Raw genomic sequence first — 23,374 nt, forward strand, 5'->3', positions numbered from 1 at the left:
ACACAGATCGGGCGTAATCGAAGCGCCTTCTCCGCATTGTTGTTGGAAGACCTACACGCCTTCGAGAAACTCGAAGAGGACGTCGCCAGGTTTGCTGGCGGGTCTGGCCGAGGAGGAGCGAACACCCGGCATTCGCGCAGCCTGCATCGCGCGTCGGGCTCTTGAACCAAGCTGATCGAACTGAGAAGTTGAGGGGAGTTGAGCGGCTGCAAACACCGCCTGATCCCACGCCTGGACCGACCCGGCGGCTACCAGGCGGGCGCTGTCGGGCTTTTGTGAGACGGGCTCTGGACTGCCATTGCGGATATGGAGTGCCCACTGATCCGCCAGGCCGCCACGAACGAAGTTTTCCGGACGCGGACCAATGCGTTTCGCGATTGTTCGACATTCGTCCATGGCGACGATAGCTTGTGCAACCGCGGCCACAGCTTTACGGTCTTTATCGTACTGTGGGGATCCGCCCGGAGCTGGCCGGTCAACAGCGAGCGACTCGAGCGCCGCCGTTCCAGGGAAGCCATAGTCGTCCGCAAGCGCGGCCATCAATTCCAACCGAACCAGTAGCGACGGATAAACGCCGCCCCGAAGTGTATTTGCGGCCATCTCGCCGGTGCCGAACTGCGCGATTGGGTGAAGCGCCCACTGGCCCATGGTCAGTATCGAGTACCAGTCAGCGAAGATCTCGACGGACCATTTTCCCCATTCGGAATCCGCCGCCGCTTGTTCGATGACACGTCTGAAAGCGCCAACGAAGTCAAACGGATTGGGGGAGATCATAGGTTGGACAAAATGGCCGATCTCGTGCCCCGCGAGAGCGATGACCCACGGATTCGACACAGCACTGATCGGCAGTTTGAGAATCGGCATTGGTAGCTTCTTGAAAGCGAGTTCAAGGAGTTCTTGGCGGTTAGGACGCTCGCCCAGCACTGCGGTCTGGTCGCTGCGGACAGCGACTGGGGAGTATTCCATCTCGATATACGGGAGAGGAGCGGGATCGGGAACAAGCTCCCCGAGGGGCTGTCTGAAGAACGGACGATAACAACTCCAAACCACCTCGTCTGTGGCGTGCAAGGTGTCGGCATAGCGGTCGTCTTGACGCTGATCGAACTTCGCCCGGAAATATTCCCAGGCACGCCACAACCAGGCAATTTGCCGCTCCAGTCGGCTACATTGTCCATACGCCGCACCGGAGGACAAGGCGGACACATTTTCGAGCGCGGAGCGCAGGCGGATCGTGCAGGTAGTAATCTCGCCGGATAAAGCATCAAGCTGCGTCGTGTACTGAGGCAACTGAATGTCTGCGTGCCAGGTCACGAATTCATGATGAAGACGGTCGATCTCAACGCAGCCTTGTCGACGCCTCGCGATTACGGATAATGGCATCCGCTCATGCTACTCGGTCGCGGCCATCAGGCGCTATTTGATTTTTTCGAAGAGTGTCAGTCGCGATTAGCCAAAATGATTATTGAAACAATAACCAAGACCTAGCTTTCGCTTGGCCAAAGTTTTCGAGATGGTAAGTGCTTATGGGTGTATTTCCGGTCTTGAGTTGCAGATCTGCAAGTGAAATCTTCGGTACATGAGTCGCATTCGAAGCACTCTGCGCCAGGCGGGTCGCTTTACAGCTATTGAAGTCACCACTGCACCTACGAGCAATGCGATAGATGCGATGGCTTTTGACCAATTCCAGAGATGCTGGCCAGGTTCGGCCGCTCGAGAGCTTCAGACTTCATTGCATATTTAACAGTCCGCGCGATGGCGTTATAGCAGTTCGAACGCTGCGGTAAATCGTGATCGAGGCGCTTCTGCATCCTCCACCTCGATAAGCTTCACCACCTGCGCCGCACTATCCAGAACTTACTGGTCAGATTAACTCCATCTTCGCAAGCAGATACATCCTCGAATCCTTTCCATGACCGTAGTGCCCATGTTGATTAGAAGGCTCTTGCGAACCAAGCAGGCTGCCACCTATCTCTCCATGAGCGAGTGGAAGCTGAGACGCCTCACCCAGACCGAGCTCATCCCGTTCGGTCAGGATGGGTGGAAAAGGAACATAGGGAGACTGACAGCTCAGGTCGGCTAAGCCCTCCTGCTGCGACGTTCGCCAGTTTGGAACATCTAAGGCATCACCGGGCGTAAGTACGTCGCGTCCCTACAGAAATCAACCTGGCTTCAAGAAGGATCTATGGCTAAGTCCCATCCAAATCGATTTCTTGCCGCCATCTCCCACAAGAGCAGGAAACATCTGCTGTCGACTTCGTCCGATGTCTAGCTGGGAACCAAAACTGTGCTTCACGAGTCGCAAACTCGGCCTGTGGTTTGCGAATTATTCGTCGTAGATTTTGAGGCGCTATTTGTCGTAGGCTATGGTCGTGCAAACGTTGACGGCCATCTCCGATACCGAACGCAAGCTTGCTCTTGAGCGCTTTCGGCTCCTCGAGCCTCACTTGCAGAACGGCCGGGAACTACGTTCCGTTTCAGAGGGCTCGGGCGTCTCCTTCCGTACACTTCAGCGATGGGTGGCGAATTACAAGCGTGACGGATTAGCTGGGCTTGTCCGAAAGGAGCGCATAGACGTCGGTGAACGACGGGTCACTTCGCCTCGATTGCGCGAGGCGATTGAGGGGCTGGCTCTCGAGAAACCGCCTCTCCCTCTCAGCTCAGTACATCGCCAGGCGAAGCAGTTTGCAGAGATCATCGGCGAACCGGCTCCAAGCTACTGGATTGTGCGCGACATCGTTCACAGTCTGCCGAATGACCTCCGAACTCTTGCACAGCAGGGCTCCCGCAGGTTCGGGGAACTAAACGACCTGGTTCATCGTCGCGAGGCATCCAGGCCCAACGCGCTTTGGCAAGCGGACCACACTCAGCTGGATATCATCTTGCTTCGCGAGGATGGCACTGAGGGCCGGCCTTGGCTGACCGCAGTGATTGACGACTACAGCCGCTCTGTCGCCGGATATTTTCTTGGTTTTGACCCTCCTTCGTCGCTTCGCACCTCGCTCGCGATGAGACAGGCAATCTGGAGAAAATCCGATCCTCACTGGCAGATATGCGGCATTCCGGATGTCCTCTATGTCGACGACGGGGCCGACTTCATCTCCAAACACCTTGAGCAGGTGGCTGTCGATTTGAAAATGAGGCTGGTCTTCTCGACGCCGGGCAAGCCGCAGGGCCGCGGCAAAATTGAACGCTTCTTTCGCACCGTAAACGAAATGTTCCTCTGCGATTTGGAAGGCTATACGCGCAGAGGGCGTCGCAAACCGACGCTCACCATCGACCAACTGGAGCAGCATTTCCGCACATTCCTTCTTGAGGTGTACCAGCGAACACCGACAGCAGACGCGGACCTTGCGCCGGCTGCGAGATGGGAAGAGGGCGGATTCTTACCTCGCGTACCAGACTCACTCGAACAGCTCGATCTATTGCTGATCGAGGAGGTCCGGCCTCGGAGAGTTCGCCGCGATGGTATTCACTTCCAAGGATTTCGCTACATCTCTCTCACGCTTGCCGCCTACGTGGGAGAAGACGTAACGGTTCGCTTTGATCCTCGCGATATGGCTGAAATTCGTGTCTTTTTCAAGGATCGCTTCCTTTGCCGAGCCATCTCCGCAGAGATTGCGGGAGAGACGTTTGAGCTCCGCGACATCGTTCGCGTACGCAACAGCCGCCGTCGTGAACTGAAGAGCATTCTGGACAGCAGGCAGAAGACTGTTGAAGCACTTATTCAACTCAAGAAAGGGCAAAGTATTGAGCGAACACGGATCAGTGCGCCCGCCGCAACAACCCCAGCAACCAGAATCAAGCGCTACAGAAACGAGTGAAGTAAGCTTCGTCGCGACTTCGGAACACCGCAGGTTTGTCGAATTCTGCGACGCCTGCAGGGCGTATCGGTATATCGGCTTGTGCTATGGCCCTCCTGGTGTCGGCAAGACGCTTTCTGCGCGCCGGTACAGCCGGGCAGATTCTCTGGATCGTTATGATCGGTGGGATGAAGAAACGATGCCTTCCGTGATCTTCGACACGGTCTTATACACCGCAGAGGTCATCAACACACCCTCCAGAGTCGCAATGGACTTGAGCAGATCACGAGAGAGGTTGACTGGCATTGCAGTTCGGCCGATCGAGCGAAAGGCCGAGGCTGTACTCGAAGAGATTAGGCTGCGCGACGAGGCACGCCGTCGCGAGATTCTAGAAAAACCAGGATGCTCGCCGGAGAATCGTCCAGCAGTGTACGCTGCCTACTTCCAGACTTACCAGTTCTATCAAGCTGGCAAAAAGGAAGTCTCAGACCCGACTTCCCTCACTGTTGTCGATGAGGCTTCTCCGTAAAGTCGCCGTTTCGGACAAGCGCCGCAGCGTGGATCTTCTATGCCTCTTCATTTGACTGTTCCCGGTTGAAGCGTCCGTTTCAAGAGTAACAAGATGATCCGGCACCGCCTGAAGGGTACCTCTCAGTAAGCAGGCGTCACCTCAAGAAACGGAATTTTACGTACTCTAAGCACGTGTAGTCGGCCTGTGTGGCGTCTCAAAACGTCACCGTTAGCCAGACGTTGTTTTCGAGACGGGTAATGGGACAGGTTTTGGTGTCCCAGGCGCCTTCTGCAAGCCCTTTTGCGGTCGTCCGAGAAACGGTCGTTTTCGCTACACGTGCAGTGTGGCGCAGCCGGTAAGCTGTTTAGACTCAGCGCCGGGACATCGTTAGCATACCTAAAATTCCGTTTCTTGAGGTGACGCCTACAGGGGTGTGGTTACGGCGATTCGGCTGACGATTGAAGGGAATTACAATCACTTGCAGTCAATCTGGAGCAAACACATGACACGCAAGATGGTCTTGACTTGGCTCGTACCGTCACTCTTGGTGCCCGTCGTCATAGTCGGCGGATTGTTCGCATTCCGCGACAGTGCTGCCGACCGTTTACGGTTTCTTCTGATGGCACGCACCGTGGGGATGACGAAACAACAGGCAGACCATCTCGAAGGAAATGTTAAGTCTGATCCGAAGAGCTTCGCCGACCGTATGGAGCTTCTGTACTTCTACAGCTTTAAGAAGTCGTCTCCCGATGGACTATCTCCTGATGAACTGGCTAATCGTCGACAGCACATCTTATGGGTCATCGCAAACAAGCCTTCTTCTGGATTTGCAGGAGAACCCGCTATGGAGTTCTACCCGAAGGATGAAGAGGTAGACCCCGAGGGCCTCGATGAGGCCAGAAAGCTTTGGCTTGTACAGGTCCAAACGAAACCATCGGATGCACGCCGGAATCATAACGCCGGAGAATTCTTCTCATCGATCCACGACTATCCGCAGTCTGAGATGTTGCTTGAACGTGCTCGCACGATTGACCCCGCGGCTTACGATGTCACCTTTTCATTGGCCACCGACTATTGGCACGACACCAGATACTCAGCTACAAGCGCCGAACGTGTCACGAACGCCAAGAAAGCCCTCGGCATGTTTGAGCAGGCATTGAAAAACGCCCACGGCAAGCAGGAAAGACGGTTTGTTCTTCCTGATGCAGCTCAGGCTGCTCTTGAATCTGGAGACGAAGAAAAAGCAACGTCGTGGTCAAAAGAGATGCTGGGCATGGCCGATCAAGCGACAAAAGGGGAGGATTTTACTGATGAGATTCACTACGGCAATATTGTCCTCGGGCGAATAGCTCTTCAACATGGAGACATTGCGGCGGCGGGATCGTATCTGGCGAAGGCTGGGTTAGCGGATGGAAATCCTCATCTTGATACGTTCGGCCCAAACATGATGCTTGCGAAAGAATTGCTGCAGAAGGGCGATGACAAGCCGGTTCTAGCGTACCTGGTGTCTTGCGGTAGGTTTTGGAAAGACGATAATGGCAAGCTTGCGAAGTGGCGCTCAGACGTAACCGAGGGCAAAATGCCTGACTTCGGGGCAAACCTGAACTATTAGCCGCCGCCATTCCTGAAATTCCGCAGCTCCGAGTTCACCCCCGACAACTCCGGTTGTCATGGGTGATTTCCCATAATCCCGTTTTTCACGAGCTTAAACACTGATGGCCCCCGGTGGGAAGATAATCTCTCATGGTTAAACAGATCTACGCCTCGATGGTGTCTTCTTTGGTTTTGTTAATTCCTCCTGCACACTGCCAATCCGTTAAACCCGAATCGCCGCCCTGCAGCAAAGAAAGTCAGAGACTACATTAGTCTCGAAGTTTAAGGCACGGATTGCGGCAGCACCAAGCGCGCTGGGCTGCGCTAAAGAAAATCAGCAACGTTGCCAAGCCCGCAGCGAAGAAGACCTCTCTAAAACAGAACAGAAAGACTGTCAAGTCGGTGAAGAAGGCCATCGCCGCTTAGCATGGGCCGGCCGTAAAGCTTGTCGCACCGAAAGAAGTGTAAAGTGTCGTCTCCGGTACAGCGTGGGTCGTCCTTGTCACCACACCTGAGCTGGCTCAGGATCTATGACCATCTCCGCATCGGACGGACGCCGATTCGAGCGCCGTAAACCGGAGGAATTTCCGTCAGACGCCTAGGTGCTCGGATTCGATGGCTGCTTCCCTTTCGTACTTCCAAAGGGCGCGTTGCGCCCTCCCAAACGTCAAATGAGGATGGACGCTCGAACAACAGACTTACAGATCTTCTTCTATCGCATCTATGAACACTCATTGAACGTTCCGTGCACCCGTTATGTTGCCCTGCTTTACGGTCACGCGAACGCCAAGAGAGGCTGGCATACCGGCAAGACCCTCATGGGACTCAGGGCGTCGTTCGATACAATCTCCGGCGTCGATTGGGAGACGGTGGAAGCGGACCTGGCGCAACGCGGCCATCACAATTGCGTGGCAGTGGCGGAGCACTACAATTTCAGTGCTCCGCTGATCCAGTAGCTATCATTGGGTTTAGGGCCTCACGAATTGAGGCCGAGCTTTCTTCCTAGGATTCGCCAGGGCTTCGAGCTCGGTGCCGTCTCCTTCATAACTTGCGCCGATATGGGAAGGTCGCTCTCCATCCTGATGTCAGGTATGTGAACTGGATTCGATGTAACAGGCCGTGAGGACTGAGGTAGGACAGCATGGGGCCTGTGTTGGGACAAATGGTTGTGTACATCAGAGCTCTGGTGGAAGTTCATGGCTGCTCCGGAGATCGGTGGCGTGCCTGAGAAGTGCCCGTCTTAAGCGAAGCAAAGAATGCTCGAGGCGAGAAGGGGAGAATACTCGCGTACTTGGACAACGGTACGCCTATATTTCTCCTTGTGCTTACCGAGCAGAACTAAGCGTCTCCATTCTTGCCCGTGCGGGATCATTGCACTTGCTCTGCAGGGTTTTCAACAGCGCGTTTGGAGTGAACCGAGCCAAACGAGAAGGCGCAAACGTGATCTTCCTCACCCCCTTCGAGTTCTGCCTCGACCGGTCGTGACGAAACTGTTGCGAGGCAGGCGAGACAGATCGAATCGTGCGAACCGTCTTCCTTTCGTCGGTACGTGAGGGTATTGGAGTTGAGATTCGGCAATGGGGAAGACCTCACAAACCATTCTAAATGGGCATCGGATTGCGTGGTGTCCTATCGAAGACACTTCAGCGAGTAGCAAATAGATGAACCATGGCCATAGCCCGACACTGGCTGCTTATCGGATCCTTGCCAGAGCAACCTCTCTCACCCCCGCAGCCGTGGATTCTGTAACTCGCTCCGCGAAAAGCATTCGGGCGGATAGAACCGTGAGAGTAAGCCCGAAGACACAAAGATAACTAAAGACGAGCCACGCAATTCTCTGCGGCTCGAGGCCTCTCCCAAGGATAAGCGCTATGGCTGAAAGAATCGCAATTGCGGCTGAAGCATAGCACCATCTTGAACCGTGATGGATCGAAGTGTGGCGCGCAACGATGAACTCGGTGATGGCAGTGCCAAGAGCCTGAAGGGCTGCGAGAATGACAAACCATTCCAGTTGCGCCCGATCGTAGACGAGAAAGAAAAGCAGAGTTCCAAGGATCGCCCCTCCGATTCCCTGCGCCCGTAGAGCGAACCGCCCAGCGGGGTCGTGCCGGATCATAAAGCTCGTGATTAGTACGATGACGCTATCTGCGACTCCATAGGCAGCGAGACACAACATCGAAACCAGAATCGCGAAGGGTATCAGGAATACGAGCGTGATCATCGACGGAAGGACTAGCACCGCGAGTCCCGCAAGAATGGCAACGAGACCCCTCACAAGTGAGGTCGTCCAATATTTAGCGTACGTTTCCATGGCGCCTCCGTTGGCGGCTTAGCGCTACGCTGCTTCCGAAAGCAACCGCGCATTGCCGCTTTCATGAGGATGATGGTGCCGGACCTAGATGGCAGTGACGCCGGTCACAGACCATACTACGTTCGATTGCTCTAATCAGACTCAAGCCAAGTCTCAGATGTCGCAAGGCGGAAGAGGTTCTTTGCTCCCGAAGGGATCTATGCGAGCCATTGGGAGCTGTCACCGTCCGCGCCAATCGCGAATGGGAGGTTGAAAAAGGAGCATGCAACTTAGAATTCCCAGGTCTGCTTTCCCGGTTAAGAAGATCCTTCTGGCAACTGACTTTTCGGCCGCGGCAGATGCCGCATTTCAAGAGTCGCTTCTTCTCTGTGCCCAATTCAGCGCGAGTCTCTACATTCTCAATGTCTTTGATTACTCCAGCAGCGCGCCACCCGAATCGGGTGGGCTTTTCATCGACCTCGCCAACTTCCGCGAAGAGGCGAAGCTGTCGCTCGAACGTCTGATCTATACGGCACGTCAGAGCGGAGTTTCCTGCGACGGCACCGTCACGACCGGGCTCGCTCACGCAACGATCCTCAATACGATGACCTCGCAGTCTTGTGACCTTGTCGTCCTAGGGACGCGAGCCATCCGTGGATTTGAGCGGCTTGTATTTGGATCTACGGCAGAAGCCGTTCTTCGTAACGCAGCACGACCTGTATTCACGGTGGGCCCGCAGGGAGGTAAGAACAGGGCGGTGAGGTTGGCGCGAGACGGCGTCGTTGTCTTTGCGACCGACTTCCATGTAGCGACGACCGAGGCGATTGCTTACGCAGCGTTGTTCGCTCGCACCTTGAATCTACCTCTCCACTGCATCCATGTTCTTCCCAGGAGTCTTGATGAAGATAAACCCGAGCTCCCGATCGTCCAAATCATCACAAAGGCCTTGCAGCACCTTACAACTGATATCAACCGGCAGAACGATCAGCCCCCTGTCTGTGCGATCACCTACGGCAGCGAGATTTCGAACTCCGTAGTTGAGTACGCGCGAAAGCACGATGCGAGGCTCATTGTTTTAGGCGTCCGTCGCGCATCTTTCGCCGCGTCCCATGTGCCCGCGCACATCGCCTATCGAATCATTGCGGAAGCCGATTGCCCAGTTCTCACAGTGGCCTTCCCTCTTGAACCCAGACCGATCAAAGCCACGATTGCACAGGAAGCTCTACCAGAAGCTGTCTCTGTGCTCTCGCTTACCGGCTAGCTATTGCCCTTGTCGGCTGCGTTTGTGCACAGGCGAGGTCCACTTGCAACCACTTTTACACGTAGTGACTGGGATGCATTTGCAAAATGTGTCTGATGAAATGGACCGATACGGCTCTCAGTATCCGCGCAGGGCAAATCATCTTCACGGGTATCGAGTGCATCAGTGACCGCCGTCACTGACGGCCTCTGAAGTCAGGAGCAAACTTTCTTTCAGAGGACTTCGACATGGTGGCATCGACGCTACAAATGATTTCGAGCGCGCAAGAGATCTCCGTCATGCGTCTCCCCCAACAGCTGAAGGCCGGGAATGACCGATATGTCCGTTCATTTGATGGTCCTTTGCTGGCTCCGAGCAATGTCCTTTTGTACGGCCATGACTTGCATCTTTCGGGCTCGCGCAAGATACTCTTGGAGTCCGTCGGCTATAAAGTACGCTTTGCGGGAAACGCCGACGAGGCCTTATTGCGAGTCATGAGAACGCCTATCCAACTATTGATTGTCTGCCACACCGTACCATTCGAATCTGCTGAGAAACTCTTGTTAGTCGCTCGTACATCGCAACCCGTGGTGAGAGTTCTCGTCCTCACTGCGGCAAAGCCAACTCCCTATCAACATCTCGGGGAGGAGGTCCATGACACTGCTGATGGACCCGCCATGTTCCTCGCGAAAGTCCAAAACCTTGCCTTGATGAACCTCCGCACAAACTAACTGTCTAGACTGTCCATGTCCTACCGGCGCTTACCGGAAACCGTTCAACTCCTTCACAAGGAAGAGGCCTTAATTATGAACACCGCTGAAACTTTACGGAACGATGTTGAACAGGAGTTGCGCTGGGACCCCAGCGTCTCGGCTGAAAAGATCGGCGTCTCTGTCAACAGAGGCGTGGTCGAACTCGATGGCCATGTAAGCAGTCTCTATGAGAAGTGGGCCGCTGAGCGCGTTGCTCTTCGAGTCCTAAACGTTACCTCAATCGCAAGCGAGATCGTCGTGGACCTTCCCTTCGACGGCATCCGCACGGACGAAGACATCGCGCTCGCGGCCACGACCCATCTGACCTGGAATTTCCAAGTTCCCGACACGATTAAAGTGACGGTAAGCAAGGGTTGTTTGACGCTCACTGGTGTCGCTGAATGGCATTTCCAGAAGGCCGAGGCGGAGCGAGCGGTCCGTTCGCTTAATGGCGTTCGCGGAGTCTTTAACGAGATCGAGTTGAAGCCGAAGGTAAGCGCTCTGGGCGTCAAGATCAAGATCGAGAATGCACTGAAGCGCGATGCTCAGATTGACTCGAATAACATCACGGTTGAGACAGTGGGTAGCGATGTCACGCTGCGTGGACGTGTCCACTCTTGGCACGAGCGGCAGGATGCGGAGTATGCGGCTTTCGGAGCGCCTGGTGTCGCCAGCGTCTCAAACTTGCTTACGATAAGCTCCTGAGCGGCGGCTTCCGCACTGGCACAACAAAGGGGTGCAGAAGCGACGTGCTTCTGCCCATTTTCTCAGAGAGTTGCGTTATGACGCCACCTAAATGGAATGTGCAGCATACGGAACGGTTGCAGGCATTTCTGCTCCATTTGATCAATTTAGCGCTTACGCACAGGTGATGGCAGGGGTGTATAGTCGGCCAATAGAACCACGTTCTATGTGGATCGAGGCACCCGATGCCTAACTCTTTGACACTTCGCACCAAATCGTTGGACTGCAATAACTGCGAACACCGTTCTTTGCGTACGTTCTGTAACCTGGACGAGGCTGCGCTCAAAGACTATGCTGCAATCGGGGTCGAAACCAGCTTCGCCAAGGGAGCGACTCTCTTTAGCGAAGGAACCCGAAGCAAGGGCGTTTATGTGATTTGTACAGGACAGGTGAAACTCTTCTGCACATCCAAGGACGGAAAGACACTCATCTTAAAGATAGCGATGCCCGGCGACGTTCTCGGGTTGGGAGCTGTTCTTTCCGATTCAGCCTACGAGGTGACGGCTGAAACCATCCAGACGACAGAGATCAAGAGTATTCGTCGCGAGGAGTTCCTACCTTTTCTTGAAAAGCATGGTGAAGGTAGTCTTCACGCTGCAAAAGCGCTCTCGGACGACTATAAAGCTGCGTTCTTCGACGCCCGGCGTCTGGCTCTGTCTGGCTCAGCAGCCGGTCGACTGGCCGGCGTGCTGCTCGATTGGGGAAAGGCGGCTGCGAGCTGTGGCAAGTTGGAGATGCGCTTCACGATGGCCCTGACCCATGAAGAGCTAGCGAACATGGTAGGAAGTTCACGCGAAACGGTCACGAGGATGCTGACGCGCTTCAAGAAAGAAAAACTGATCGAGATGCGAGGATCCTCCATCATGATCTTGGATCCAGAGTTGATGGAGAGCTTGGTGGCTTGACAGCGCTTCCATCATCTGTGACTCCTGTCACAGATTTGTTGGAGCGGATCACCTAGCTTGCTATCAGAAGAGGTGATCCATGTCTAACGGTCTTCACTCAGTGCCTCCCATGCCCGCATTCAGGTTACTTTCGAATGGGGGGCCGTCGTCGGCGTTTCAGCTCGCCAGGAGGATGACAACAACCAAGGGTCTGTTCGAGGTGGACTCTGTGGTCGCGATCTATGACCGCCACGATGAAGCCGAGCGCGCTATACGGACGCTTCAGGCAAGCGGCATCGACATGAGGACTCTCTCCGTTGCCGCCCGCGATCCAGAAATGACGGAGCACGTCACCGGTTACTACACTGCAGGAGACCGGATGTTGCATTGGGGCAAGCTCGGAGCTTTCTGGGGAGCTTTATGGGGCATCCTCTTCGACTCCGCACTGTTCGCGATTCCTGGCATAGGCCCAGTCCTGCTGGCTGGCCCGCTGGTTGCATGGATCGTAGCGATCCTTGAGGGTGCCGTGGTGGTCGGTGGGCTTAGCGCTCTCGGGGCCGGTCTGGTCAGCATTGGTATTCCAAGGCAAAGCGTAATCGAATACGAGACCGCGCTGAGGACCAACAAGTTCCTCCTCATTGTTCACGGCACAAGGCGCGAAGTAACCAAAGCGAAAGAGATCATCGGCAAGACTCAGCCCCAATTTCACACGCTTCATAGCGAAAGAGTCTTCGCAAATTAATGGGGACCCCACTTCCACTTAATTTCTTTCAGCATCAACAAGGAGCTCTATGCAGATTCTCAGGCAACAGACCAGCTTAGACATTCAGTTGCTCTCTCATAAGCAGGGCCTCTATGTACCCATGCGCCAGCGATCTGTTGAATTTAGGTACAGATTCAGCCCGATGGAGAGCGATCCCAGCAAGGAGCTTTTGGTAAAAGTAACAAGCCAGGACGTGCGTTCCATACCAGCATCGCGCCACGCCTCGGTTGCATAAATCCAGGCACCCACCGACCAAGGCTTGCCAAAACTCTCGATAGGTCATCGCAGAGGTTCGGGGAAGCATATGAAAGCTGCTGTCCTCCCTCCGTTGAGGTCTCGCAATGGTAGTTTCCTGGACATCGAGGATGTGCCACGGCCGCAGGTAAGGTTGGGGTTTGTGCTCCTTCGTGTTCTCGCCTGCGGGATCTGTCGGACTGACCTTCACATCGTCGAAGGGGATCTCCGAGGCCCGTTGTTCCACGCATCCCTGGCCACCAGATAGTCGGCGAGGTCGTAGAGGGCGAAACTGGCGAGTTACCCGTTGGAAAAAGGGTTGGCGTTTCATGGATGGGCGGCGTTGACGGAGACTGCTGGTACTGCCGCCACAAGATGGAGAATTTGTGCGACAAACCGATTTTCACGGGATACACGGTCGATGGTGGCTACGCGGAGTTCGTTCTAGTTCGTTCAGATTTCGTATTTCCCCTTCCCGACGGCCTCGACAGCATTCACGCCGCCCCTCTGTTGTGTGCGGGCATCATCGGCTTTCGAAGTCTCCGGGTAGCGGGAGTAGAACCGGGTGATAGGGTTGGGCTGTTTGGGTTTGGCAGTTCGGCGGGACTCGCGATGCCGATCCTGAAGTCGTGGGGGTGCGAAACATACGTTGTCACTCGCGGGGAGAACCACCGAAATCTTGCCACGTCATTAGGTGCTAGCTGGGTTGGGACCGAAAAGGACAAGCCGCCGGTTGAGCTCGACCGGGCCGTGACCTTTGCTCCAAGCGGAAAGGTCGTCGTTGACGCTCTTTCAAGTCTCCGAAAAGGTGGTGTGGTTGCAATCAACGCAATTCACCTAAACCAAATGCCCGCATTCGACTACGACACGCTTCTGTGGGGCGAGAGGCAAATTCGTAGTGTGGCCAATATGACTCGACAGGATGCTCGCGACTTTTTGGCTGTGGCACATCAACTCGACATCCGGCCAGAGGTGACAGTGATTCCACTGGAGCATGCGAATGACGCGCTGTTTGCAGTGAAAGATGAGCGGGAGCCTGGGTCCGCGGTGCTCGTACCGTGAGGTTCGATTTCTGACGGATGGAGCTCCACTTGATCGTCCGCTCTGTTTCGCTGAGCGTGACCCTTTGGTATGTTGGTCCTGATCGAAGCCCACTCGCTTTGAGAGCCTCAATGTTGCAAACTCTTGAGTTGTGTAAAAGCCCGGTGACAGCCATCACAGCCTTTTTTCTCGCAGAGCCCTACAGTCTTTCGAGAGGTGATTTATGGTCGATGTTTGCGTAAACCCCACATGCAAAACGGCGTTCACAACGCTCACCACCGGTGACCTCTATGCGCTTGAAAACCGATCTGCGAATACCGAATTCTTCTGGCTGTGTTCAGCCTGTGTACCCTCGGTAGTGCCGTTTCTAGATCTCCACGGGCGCGTGAGCGTAGGAAGCAGATTGGTACGCATTCCCTGGTCGAAGTTCGACGCGGAGATTCAGCTCCGGTTGGTTCATAGCTCCCGGGAATCACGATCGTGGTTGCGGACGGGGGTGGCGCGTGAGTTCAGCTCTCGGAGTGATCTGCCTTTGTCTTCATTGGAGGCCGCATGATTGGCGCTGACTTTTTCCGAAATGGAATTGAAGAGGAGTCTAAACTTCCAGTTGCGCCCTCCGATCTGTCCTTCAAGAGCGTCCTTCTGGCGACGGACTTTTCCGATACCTCGCGAGCAGTTTTCAATAAGGCGCTTCAACTGTGCCTCTCCCTCGACGCCAGCCTCTCCATCCTGCACATCTTCGAATACGCCAGTTGCTCAACCCCGTATTCCGGGAGCAATTCGAACGAGGCAGATAGGTACTACGAGAGGGCCCGGCGCTCACTCGATACATTCGAACAAACAGCTCGAACAGCCGGAGTTCGCTGCACCTCATCCATTGAAACCGGTATCCCGTCATCAGCGATTTTGGATACGATCGTCGCGAATCACATAGATCTTGCTATCTTAGGTACTCGGTCGATCCGAGGGGTTGAGCGTCTCGTGACGGGATCTGCCGCGGAGGCTGTCTTTCGCAAGGCACCTTGTCCAGTGCTGACAGTCGGTCCCCACATTCGGGAGGTTCCTGACACAAGTCAGCTCGGATCGCCCGTAATCTTCGCTACGGACTTCCACATCGGAACCATCGATGCGATTGCATACGCGGCATTCTTCTCGAGCTTGATGGCGGCACCCCTTCATTGCTTGCATGTGCTTCCGCTGATCCTTGCCGGCGCAGCCAAGAGTCCTGATGTGCCACAAGTCATCACAGAAGCTCTAAGGTATATATCCGCGAAGGACGGCAGGGCTATTGAGCCGCCTATTTGTGCGACCGCTTACGGCAATGAAATCTCAAAGACTGTCATTGACTATGCGAATCAGCACCATGCCAGGCTTATCGTGCTCGGCATCCGAAAGGCTCCGATGCTCGCCTCACATCTCCCCGCCCATATCGCGTATCACATCATCGCGGAGGCTCCTTGTCCGGTCTTGACGATGGCTTTCGCGCTAGAGTTCCCTGCCTTGCATTCTGACCGCTACGTATCTGAGGACCGCATTAGCTCCCTGCCGGTCCTCGCAGCGTCAACCCAACCGGTAAAATTGGACGTAAGAGCCGTCGCCCGGTGACTTCGCACGTCGTGAACGGATCCAAGATTCCTGACCCAATCGATCGCCACCAGTAAGCACTCTTGGTCGCGCCCGACCCGGTCGACAAGACATTCGAAGCAAGGTGTACAGCCCTCAGAACACAGCTTCGAAGAAACACCAATCTTGGGAACGTAAGTGCAAAACCGGCAGCCAACCGGAGTGTTTGACAACGAGTGTCGTAGATAAGGCGGTCCACCATGAACACAGCTTCCATGATGAAAAGCAATGTCGAACAGGAACTACGCTGGGACCCTAGCGTTCACGCAGAGAAGATCGGTGTTTCGGTCAACATGGGTGTCGTTGAGCTAGATGGCCATGTTGGCAGTTTTTACGAGAAATGGGCGGCAGAGCAAGCGGCGTTGCGCGTGATCAATGTTTCGTCCGTTGCAAGCGAGATCATCGTCGATCTACCGCTGGACGGCGTTAGAACAGATGAAGATATTGCATCCGCCGCCAGCAGCCACTTCAATTGGAACCTGCTCGTGCCGAATACGATCAAGGTTCAGGTAGCGAAGGGCTACGTGACGCTTTCGGGCACAACTGAGTGGCAATATCAGCGGGAAGAAGCCGAGCGCGTCATCAGATCTCTTAGCGGCGTGACGGACGTCAGCAATAATATCGAACTGAAACCCAAGGTCAGCGCAAACGGTGTGAAGGTCAAGATCGAGGAGGCCCTCAAGCGTGATGCACAGATCGAAGCGAAGAATGTGGAAGTCGAAACGGCTGGCAATATCGTCACACTTCGCGGTCACGTTCACTCGTGGAGAGAGCGCGAAGATGCGGAGCACGCTGCCTTCGGCGCACCCGGCGTCACCGGAGTCGTGAATCTCCTCACAGTCAGCCACTAGGCTAAAACCGCTCGCATGAGCCACAACGAATCAACAGACACACGGAGCAGAAGACATCTTCTGCTCCGTCCCGTTAGGTTCACGGTGGCAACGATCAGCCTGAAGCGGAACTAAGTTATCCCTTTAGGGGGCGTTCGCATGAGAGAAACGCCTGCTGCAATTGCCAAATGAGTGGAAGCGCTCCAAACAGCCCAGTAGACGCTTCGCTCGTGGTCACAACACGACGCTGCGCACAACGCGTCGCTGGTAGCTCATCGAGGTTGTGACAAATCGCGCGTCCCTCAGCTGACAATGCTTCCTAACTGTCTTCGTCTGGGTTGGGGCATTTGGTTAGATCTTCGCCTTTGCTCCGGATGTCGTGTAAGACAGTCGACGAATAGAGCACGATCTCTCCATCATCGAACGAGATGACAATGGCATCGCCTAGTCTGTCGACACCGACAATGCGGGGCAAAACTCTCATCTGAAAATCGTGGATGAAACGCCACCTAAGTGTCGGTCTGATGGATTACAGAAATGCCTCAAAATCTTCAACAATGGACATCGCATCGACAATTAACGCGATCCATGACTTGGGTACTGTGGCGGACAGACATCATCTGATGGAGTGTGTACGCTTGCGGCTAAGGAGGTCCATTAACCTCTTTTCCCTGAGCGACGCCGGAGCGGTCTGGCTAGGTAGCTACAAAGATTAAGCGCACAACATACCCACCTGCACTTCTGGTTTCTGGTCGCTTCTGTTTTCAAGGCCTTGGATGTTCGGTCTATGCAGAGCGATGACTAAGATGAACCCGAATCTGTTTCCATCCTCCCTCTGAGTCCTCCCTAGACAATCATTTGCATACCGTAACCGCGTGCTCCTACGTGCCTTCGCGGAGTGTCGGGATATCTCAGTTCATCGCTCATTCTGAGTCCAGGAAAGGGGAGCCGCACCTATGTTGAGTGTTCAATCTGTGATCTCCATCTACGCGACACCCAATCTCGCAGCGGACGCGATCCGGCTCCTGCAAAAGGTCGGAACATGCGTTGAACGCATCTCGATCGCGGGCAGTCACGAACCCACAGTCGCCGAAGTCAAACAACCGGAACTGACAAGATACTCGAGCGAGCAAGGAGCGGCATGGGGTGGACCCTGGGCCTTGCTGCATCACTCCGCCATTTTCAAACTGCCGGACTTTGGACCCGTCCGACTCGCCGGGCCACTCATATTCTGGATGAAAGCAATCCAAGCTAGAGGAATAGCTTTCCCGGGAGTAACAACCTTTGGCGCGGGACTGGTAAGCATTGGTGTCCCCATTCAAACTGCGCTGACGTGTGAACACGCATTGAGGGCACACCAATTTCCCCTCATCGTTCATGGCCAAAGTGAGATCGTATTCGCAGCCAGAGATGCAATGGCGGCAGCGCTACCAGCCTCATTGATGGTTCATGGGAACGCACCCTGTAATTAGGGCCCTGTCAGCACGCGGCGCAGTTTCGCCAACTAGCAGGCTCCCTATACCGAGTCTGATTCCAGACTGTCCCGGAAACTCACCATCGCAGATTGAACCTGACATTCGTGAGTCAGGAGACAGCTGTCGTCAAGGGACTGATGGGACATTGAGCCAAGATGGGACTTCTACAATTCAGCGGACGCAAGGGAACAATTGGCTATCTAAGTGGTTGCTGACGACGCAATCCCGGCCGTTGGCTTTGGCTTGGTAGAGCGCTACATCTGCGGAATGCACCAGGTCAGCAGAACAGCTAGACGTGTGAGCGTAGTCGCCCCCGCTGAAGGCGGCGACGCCGGCGCTGATCGTTATCTTTTGTAACCGAACGTCTGAGTGCGGAAAAGACAGAAGTCGAATGGCTGCTAGAGTTCGCTGCGCAATCTCAAGGGCACCGTCGCGATCGGTGTCGGGCAGAATGAGCGCAAACTCCTCTCCGCCGAAGCGCGCGGCAAGATCGGCGGGTCTTCTGATCACACCATCGATCGTTTGTGCAATCAGACGAAGGCATTGGTCTCCGATGAGATGTCCAGCAATATCGTTGAAGCGCTTGAAGTGGTCTATATCCAGGAGGACTAGCGCTATAGGCATCTGCGAGCGGCGAAAACGATCGATCTCATGCTTCAAAACTTCGTCAAACCGTCTCCTGTTGGGGAGGCCGGTAAGGTAGTCCTCCTGCGCTGTGCGGGCCAATTCTTCAATCGCTACCGCAAGCTGTAAAGCTATGACGTTCCGCTCGTGAATGTCTTCTAACGTTCCGTACCATCGTATGATCTGTCCGCTTTCACTTCGGCGGGGATAGGCGCGTGCACGAACCCAATGCCATTCTCCGTCTCTATGAGCGATGCGGTATTCGGAGTCGTAGGGCTCGCCGGTTGCTAGAGAGTGCCGCCATATTGCCGCCGTCGGTACCTGGTCGTCTGGATGCAGATACTCCGCCCATCTTTTGAGATGATTGACTTCTTCTTGCCCACCCGTGAGGATGTTCCAACGTGGACTGATGAAGGTCCACTCCCCCGATGCATCGGCAGTCCAGGGAATATGGGGTGTCAGTTCAACCGCAAAGCGAAGATTTTCAGCGCTCTCGCGTAAGGCTGCTTCCGTCCTTTTGCGCTGCGTTATATCCAGGAGTGCGACTGAGATACCATAGACAGTGCCGTTTTCATCACGCACCGGCTGCGCGGTGCGCAAGTAAATGAGATCTTTGGAAGTTGGCGGGTCCGCGTGAGGAAAAAAATTATCAAAGTTGATCTCTTGCTCCACGATCCCACCAGCTTCTAACGCATGATTTAAATGAGCGGTGATCTGTGAAGCCAGTCCAGGGACAGCCTCTTCGACCGTTCGGTCGATGAAGGCCTGCTTGGCCAGGCCATGCATACGAGCGAAGCAAGTGTTTACCGTCATATAACGAAAGTTGAGATCGAGAACACACAGACCGATCGGAGCGGCGTCGAAAACGCTTTCAAGGCCGCACAGTCTCTGGCGCAATGTGGCTACGGTGGGCAAGCCTTTGTTAGCATTTTTCGCCATTCGGTCACCTGGTGTTTCGACAGCCCGTCCCGAGCAGGACTTGCTCTTTGGGGCACGCCTTCAGCGTCGTTGCGTATTGCGAATAAGCACACGCCGGGACAGGCACGAGCGTATTCGATGCACCTGGCCGAAAATATTGCATGGCGTCACGCCGCGTACAGGGGACCTTCAAAAGTTATATCGTGGGATCAGTCGGAGGCGGCTTAGTCGAAGAGCCGCAAGACGCTGAAACGAGCATGGGGAGTGAAGCTCGGTTCGTCCATGCGGCAACATTAGCAGCTTGTGAGCCTAACTACAACCACGTCAGATTCTTGTTGTTGGGTCATCTGGCTCGCAAGACATGGATAATGAGGCGACCAGGAACGCAATTCCCCCGCTACGTTCTCCTGGAAGAGCAAGCCTTTCCTAATGTAGCGGCGGATCACCTCTCGAACATATGCGGGGTCCGGTTCATGATCTCGCGTTCGTTTGCTCTGCTTCGGTGGGACTTCAGATCTCTCCGAAGCCCGAGAGACCCCTTCAGCTCGCATCAGCGTACATAAATTGCCCTTTCTTGAGGTGTCTCCCTCTGCTGCGGGTGCAGGGATTTTGGATTCCGATAGTGGGAGACGCGAGAGCTTTATCAGCGTCTTCCAAGCGGCTGTGCGAAGGGTGGAAACAGCACCATCGTTTTCCGGGCTTTGCATAGGTGCGTCATTTCCATGACTAATTTCCTTGCGTAAAACGTGGGGAGTCCCCAAATACATTTCTTGCACTCACGCGCCCGGCCAGGAAACCAAACCGGCTACGAGTGTGCCGCGCAACGCCCGTTACGCTGTGGACCTGAGACATTCGTTACAAGCCCTTGCGGTATCAACGCTTCGGTTGAGGGCACACGAGAAGACAAATATCCCGAGTCGTCGAGGCAGGGGAATCTGGTAAACCCGAAAGTATTTGCAAAGCGGGTGGGAAGCGAACTTCATCGCTGTCCATGCTCTGTCATTTCACGGCCTGTTTTGCCCGGCGACCTAGATAAATCAGCCACGCCACCTAGCCAGCTGCCACGACCGCTTATCGTGATCGGTTGTCAATGAGCGCATTGGCGGTTTGCACTAGAGATTTCTCATTCAGTGACGCGAACTCACTACTGCCGACGGCGAGTGGATGCGCTGTTTCTGGCAGGCGGCAAAAGCCTGTGTTCCGATGTTGGGACGGTCGCGGGAGGCCACGCCGCGAGGCCTGGCAGCGATTGCGCTGTACAGGTCTTTGCGCTTTGCTCCCGTTCCTGAAAACTGACAACCCTTCTCTCCTCAAGTCGCTCCAACGGGGCGCGCCTGTATGCTTGACGTGCGACAAAACGGTGAAATCGGATCTCTAATATGCCAATGCGTTTCGGGGTCAAATGAACAAAACGACGGTTGTAGCCACCACCTTGTTCGCTGCCCTGTTCGCGATCTCACTACCGATACTGATTGCGCTCTATTTTTCAAACAGAGAAGCCCTCGATCAAGAGAGAAAAGTTGCACTCTCCTACGCGAGAGACGTGACGCACCGAAACGAGTCTATCGGCGACCAAGTCGTGATCGGCTTAGGCATGCTGGCATCCGCCCACGCTAAAGACCCATGCTCAGAGGACAATATCGAACGAATGCGGGAGGCTAACGTCTCTTCCAGCCGCGTTCGTGCCTTTGGCGTTGTAGCCGGAAATCGTCTAATTTGCTCGTCTTTCGGGAGTTTTGGAGCAGGTTTAGATCTTGGCAATGTTGCTTACAGTACGCCTTATCCGGCGCAATTCCGGTACGACATTGAGTTTCCATCTGCAATGGGAAGTAAGTTCGTAGTGGTCGAGTCTAACGGCTACGCTGCATTCATCGATAGCAATCTCCTCACTGATTGGAAACTTGCGGAAAGTGACGCCTCCATCATGGTGATTTCGACGTTCAGCCCTCAATCCATCAGCTTGCGTGGCAATATCCGTCCGGAGTGGATTGGCGCAAAGCCCGACCTTCAGGAAACCACCTTTTTGGACAATGGATTTGTCGTTGCCATTGCCCGGTCGAGCAAGTACCGCATCGGCACGGTTGTCGCACTTCCTACCACCCACGTAACCGAGAAAACAAAGACTCTCGCAATGATATTGGTTCCCGTCGGCACCTTCGCGGGACTGGTGCTGGCGTTGGCCATTATGTATTTGGGAAGGGTTCAGCTCGCGCTGCCCGCTGTGATAAGGACTGCGCTCCGGCGAAACGAGTTTTTCCTCGTGTACCAGCCTATGGTCGAGTTGAGCACCGGACGGTGGGTTGGGGCAGAGGCGTTGATCCGTTGGAAGCGCCCAAACGGCGAACTCGTGAGCCCGGAGCTGTTCATCGCCGTAGCAGAGGAGGCCGGGCTCATACAACGAATCACCGAGCGTGTTCTGGAACTTCTTGCTGAGGACGCAAAGGATCTCTTTCAGCGCTACCCGGATGTCCACGTCTCAATCAATCTTTCTCCAGCGGACCTGCACAGCGAAAGAACGCTCGGGTCGCTTCAGAAACTTGCCCGAGAGTTGAAAGCAGGTCCCGGCAACCTGATTGTCGAGGCTACCGAACGCGGAATCGTGAAGGCCGAGGAGGCGATCGAAGTCATGGGTTCAATCAGAACGGCGGGGATTCAGGTTGCCATCGACGATTTCGGCACCGGCTATTCGAGCCTCTCTTACCTGGAATCGTTCGAGGTCGATTTCTTGAAGATCGACAGGAGTTTTGTCAAGAGTGTCGCGACCGAAGCTGCTACAAGTCATGTTGCGGACCACATCATCGACATGGCCAAGGCTCTGAAGTTGAGCATCATCGCGGAAGGGGTTGAGACAGAAGCCCAGGCGCAGTACCTGCGCGATCACGGCGTCAAATTCGCGCAGGGTTACCTATACGCAAAACCGATGGCCTTTTCGGACTTCGCCGCCCAGTTGGAATGCGACCGGGGCCTGTAAGACAGTGCTGTTAGCCGTGCTGACGCCCGATGTTGGCACTTGCGCGGTGGGCTTCGACGGGGCTAAAAACAGAAAAGCAGCCATCACGAAACAAAGCCTTCGTGATGGCCATTGATATTCCGTCATGGTGTCTCCCCGTGGCTTGCGTATGAAGGTCAGGCAAGTTGAAAGCTGAATGCGGTGTGATCTTCACGTCCGTCATACGGTCAGCGCAGCCAAAGCCTTATGCCCAAACAATGCGGTTCCCGCTGACGACCGCCAACGCGGCTCCAGTCGACTCTCCGCGTGCAATTCCCTGAGAAATTCTTTCCCGGACGTCTTCAACGACTTAGTCGGGTTCCAACTGTAGCTGACGGCTCTGCGTGAGCGCTCCTAACCCTCTGGCTGGACACAAAGCTCGCTGCCGAGACCGATACGAGCATCTGCACAACATCACGTCGACTTCGATGGGCACCCGTAACAATCCTCGTATCGATCACTGACTCTTTGTTTCTTGTGACGGCCCGGCGCAGATCGCGAACCAAAGGGTTCGGAGGGCTCTCTTGGGAATGATAAATCTGCTTGTGTGGATCAATTCCAATCTCAAATGGCGATCTCAGGCCGAGTCACTCATTGACCGAGGCAGTGTCCAAAATGGCTCATGCTGAATAGTCCCCACGTCCGCTCCGAAAGCCCAACCCCGGTTCCCTTCGGACTTCGTGATCCGTAATCCGCGAACCTCGCATTTGTCTCCCTCGCATACAGCCTCTCTGCGCCGTCAAGATTCTATCGAGCGCAGTGCATGAGCTGTTGCCCAAAAAGCCAAGCCGGAAATATCGTCAAAGCTCTTCTCTTCCCTACCAGGCAGTTTCAATTTCAGCGACTGCTCCTTGATCTTTTCGTCCAGGTTCGGCCTCGTCGCAAGCAGGACTGCCCAGACGCAAAGGCACCGGGGATTACACAGATAGATCCAACGTCATCGGTGAAGACGTACGATTCGTCCGGAACTCAACATCGCAACCCAGGAAAGCTGGAAGAACGACAAGGGCGACTACGAGAACCGCACCGAATGGCATCGCGTCTATGCCTGGAGAAATCTCTC

The 23,374-nt window shown here is 54.8% G+C and carries 15 protein-coding genes; 12 read left to right on the forward strand and 3 right to left on the reverse strand.

Annotated features, from left to right (window positions below; translation table 11 throughout):
- Positions 1-51: 51 nt before the first annotated feature.
- Positions 52-1,380: a hypothetical protein gene (locus HDF16_RS27045; protein WP_184223557.1), complete on the reverse strand. Its 1,329-nt coding sequence runs from the start codon at positions 1,378-1,380 to the stop codon at positions 52-54.
- A gap of 989 nt (positions 1,381-2,369) precedes the next feature.
- Here HDF16_RS27045 and HDF16_RS27050 point away from each other — a divergent pair.
- The 4 genes from HDF16_RS27050 to HDF16_RS27065 all read left to right on the forward strand — a co-directional run bounded on the left by HDF16_RS27050 (position 2,370) and on the right by HDF16_RS27065 (position 6,860).
- Positions 2,370-3,821: a Mu transposase C-terminal domain-containing protein gene (locus tag HDF16_RS27050; RefSeq protein WP_184223559.1), complete on the forward strand. Its 1,452-nt coding sequence runs from the start codon at positions 2,370-2,372 to the stop codon at positions 3,819-3,821.
- 178 nt (positions 3,822-3,999) lie between these two features.
- Complete coding sequence (locus tag HDF16_RS31710; protein WP_348641447.1) at positions 4,000-4,329, forward strand: hypothetical protein; 330 nt, start codon at positions 4,000-4,002, stop codon at positions 4,327-4,329.
- A 484-nt stretch (positions 4,330-4,813) separates the two neighbouring features.
- Positions 4,814-5,923 (forward strand): tetratricopeptide repeat protein, encoded by a 1,110-nt coding sequence (locus HDF16_RS27060; protein WP_184223563.1) that lies wholly within the window; start codon positions 4,814-4,816, stop codon positions 5,921-5,923.
- 715 nt (positions 5,924-6,638) lie between these two features.
- On the forward strand, positions 6,639-6,860 hold the full coding sequence (locus HDF16_RS27065; RefSeq protein ID WP_221313261.1) for a hypothetical protein: 222 nt from the start codon (positions 6,639-6,641) through the stop codon (positions 6,858-6,860).
- Between the two features lie 737 nt (positions 6,861-7,597).
- Here the strand turns inward: HDF16_RS27065 and HDF16_RS27070 are convergent.
- Entirely contained in the window at positions 7,598-8,215 is a 618-nt protein-coding gene (locus HDF16_RS27070; protein WP_184223567.1) for a hypothetical protein, read from the reverse strand.
- Positions 8,216-8,477: 262 nt separating this feature from the next.
- Between HDF16_RS27070 and HDF16_RS27075 the strand changes: the two genes are divergently transcribed.
- From HDF16_RS27075 to HDF16_RS27105, 7 genes are all read left to right on the forward strand, one after another.
- Positions 8,478-9,455 (forward strand): universal stress protein, encoded by a 978-nt coding sequence (locus tag HDF16_RS27075; protein ID WP_184223569.1) that lies wholly within the window; start codon positions 8,478-8,480, stop codon positions 9,453-9,455.
- Positions 9,456-10,240: 785 nt separating this feature from the next.
- Positions 10,241-10,891 (forward strand): BON domain-containing protein, encoded by a 651-nt coding sequence (locus tag HDF16_RS27080; protein WP_184223571.1) that lies wholly within the window; start codon positions 10,241-10,243, stop codon positions 10,889-10,891.
- A 236-nt stretch (positions 10,892-11,127) separates the two neighbouring features.
- Entirely contained in the window at positions 11,128-11,835 is a 708-nt protein-coding gene (locus HDF16_RS27085; protein WP_246410281.1) for a Crp/Fnr family transcriptional regulator, read from the forward strand.
- A gap of 172 nt (positions 11,836-12,007) precedes the next feature.
- Positions 12,008-12,556: a general stress protein gene (locus HDF16_RS27090; RefSeq protein ID WP_246410284.1), complete on the forward strand. Its 549-nt coding sequence runs from the start codon at positions 12,008-12,010 to the stop codon at positions 12,554-12,556.
- Positions 12,557-13,075: 519 nt separating this feature from the next.
- The gene (locus HDF16_RS27095) at positions 13,076-13,873 is read left to right on the forward strand and encodes an alcohol dehydrogenase catalytic domain-containing protein (RefSeq protein ID WP_348641448.1); all 798 of its coding nucleotides are present in this window, start codon (positions 13,076-13,078) and stop codon (positions 13,871-13,873) included.
- Positions 13,874-14,404: 531 nt separating this feature from the next.
- Positions 14,405-15,457 (forward strand): universal stress protein, encoded by a 1,053-nt coding sequence (locus tag HDF16_RS27100; RefSeq protein ID WP_184223575.1) that lies wholly within the window; start codon positions 14,405-14,407, stop codon positions 15,455-15,457.
- Between the two features lie 218 nt (positions 15,458-15,675).
- Complete coding sequence (locus HDF16_RS27105; protein WP_184223577.1) at positions 15,676-16,326, forward strand: BON domain-containing protein; 651 nt, start codon at positions 15,676-15,678, stop codon at positions 16,324-16,326.
- Between the two features lie 1,625 nt (positions 16,327-17,951).
- Here the strand turns inward: HDF16_RS27105 and HDF16_RS27110 are convergent.
- Positions 17,952-19,343 carry a diguanylate cyclase gene (locus tag HDF16_RS27110; protein ID WP_184223579.1) on the reverse strand — a complete coding sequence of 464 codons (1,392 nt, stop codon included), beginning with the start codon at positions 19,341-19,343 and terminating at the stop codon, positions 17,952-17,954.
- A 1,381-nt stretch (positions 19,344-20,724) separates the two neighbouring features.
- On the opposite strand from HDF16_RS27110, the gene HDF16_RS27115 reads away from it, so the two are divergent.
- Entirely contained in the window at positions 20,725-22,293 is a 1,569-nt protein-coding gene (locus HDF16_RS27115) for an EAL domain-containing protein (RefSeq protein ID WP_184223581.1), read from the forward strand.
- The last annotated feature ends 1,081 nt before the right edge of the window (positions 22,294-23,374 follow it).

Source organism: Granulicella aggregans (assembly GCF_014203275.1).
In the GTDB taxonomy this organism is placed as follows: domain Bacteria; phylum Acidobacteriota; class Terriglobia; order Terriglobales; family Acidobacteriaceae; genus Edaphobacter.

Coding starts and splice junctions, on each gene's coding strand:
- HDF16_RS27045 (WP_184223557.1), bottom strand. CDS start 1,380: ATGCCATTATCCGTAATCGCGAGGCGTCGACAAGGCTGCGTTGAGATC.
- HDF16_RS31710 (WP_348641447.1), top strand. CDS start 4,000: ATGCCTTCCGTGATCTTCGACACGGTCTTATACACCGCAGAGGTCATC.
- HDF16_RS27060 (WP_184223563.1), top strand. CDS start 4,814: ATGACACGCAAGATGGTCTTGACTTGGCTCGTACCGTCACTCTTGGTG.
- HDF16_RS27070 (WP_184223567.1), bottom strand. CDS start 8,215: ATGGAAACGTACGCTAAATATTGGACGACCTCACTTGTGAGGGGTCTC.
- HDF16_RS27075 (WP_184223569.1), top strand. CDS start 8,478: ATGCAACTTAGAATTCCCAGGTCTGCTTTCCCGGTTAAGAAGATCCTT.
- HDF16_RS27080 (WP_184223571.1), top strand. CDS start 10,241: ATGAACACCGCTGAAACTTTACGGAACGATGTTGAACAGGAGTTGCGC.
- HDF16_RS27090 (WP_246410284.1), top strand. CDS start 12,008: ATGACAACAACCAAGGGTCTGTTCGAGGTGGACTCTGTGGTCGCGATC.
- HDF16_RS27100 (WP_184223575.1), top strand. CDS start 14,405: ATGATTGGCGCTGACTTTTTCCGAAATGGAATTGAAGAGGAGTCTAAA.
- HDF16_RS27105 (WP_184223577.1), top strand. CDS start 15,676: ATGAACACAGCTTCCATGATGAAAAGCAATGTCGAACAGGAACTACGC.
- HDF16_RS27110 (WP_184223579.1), bottom strand. CDS start 19,343: ATGGCGAAAAATGCTAACAAAGGCTTGCCCACCGTAGCCACATTGCGC.
- HDF16_RS27115 (WP_184223581.1), top strand. CDS start 20,725: ATGAACAAAACGACGGTTGTAGCCACCACCTTGTTCGCTGCCCTGTTC.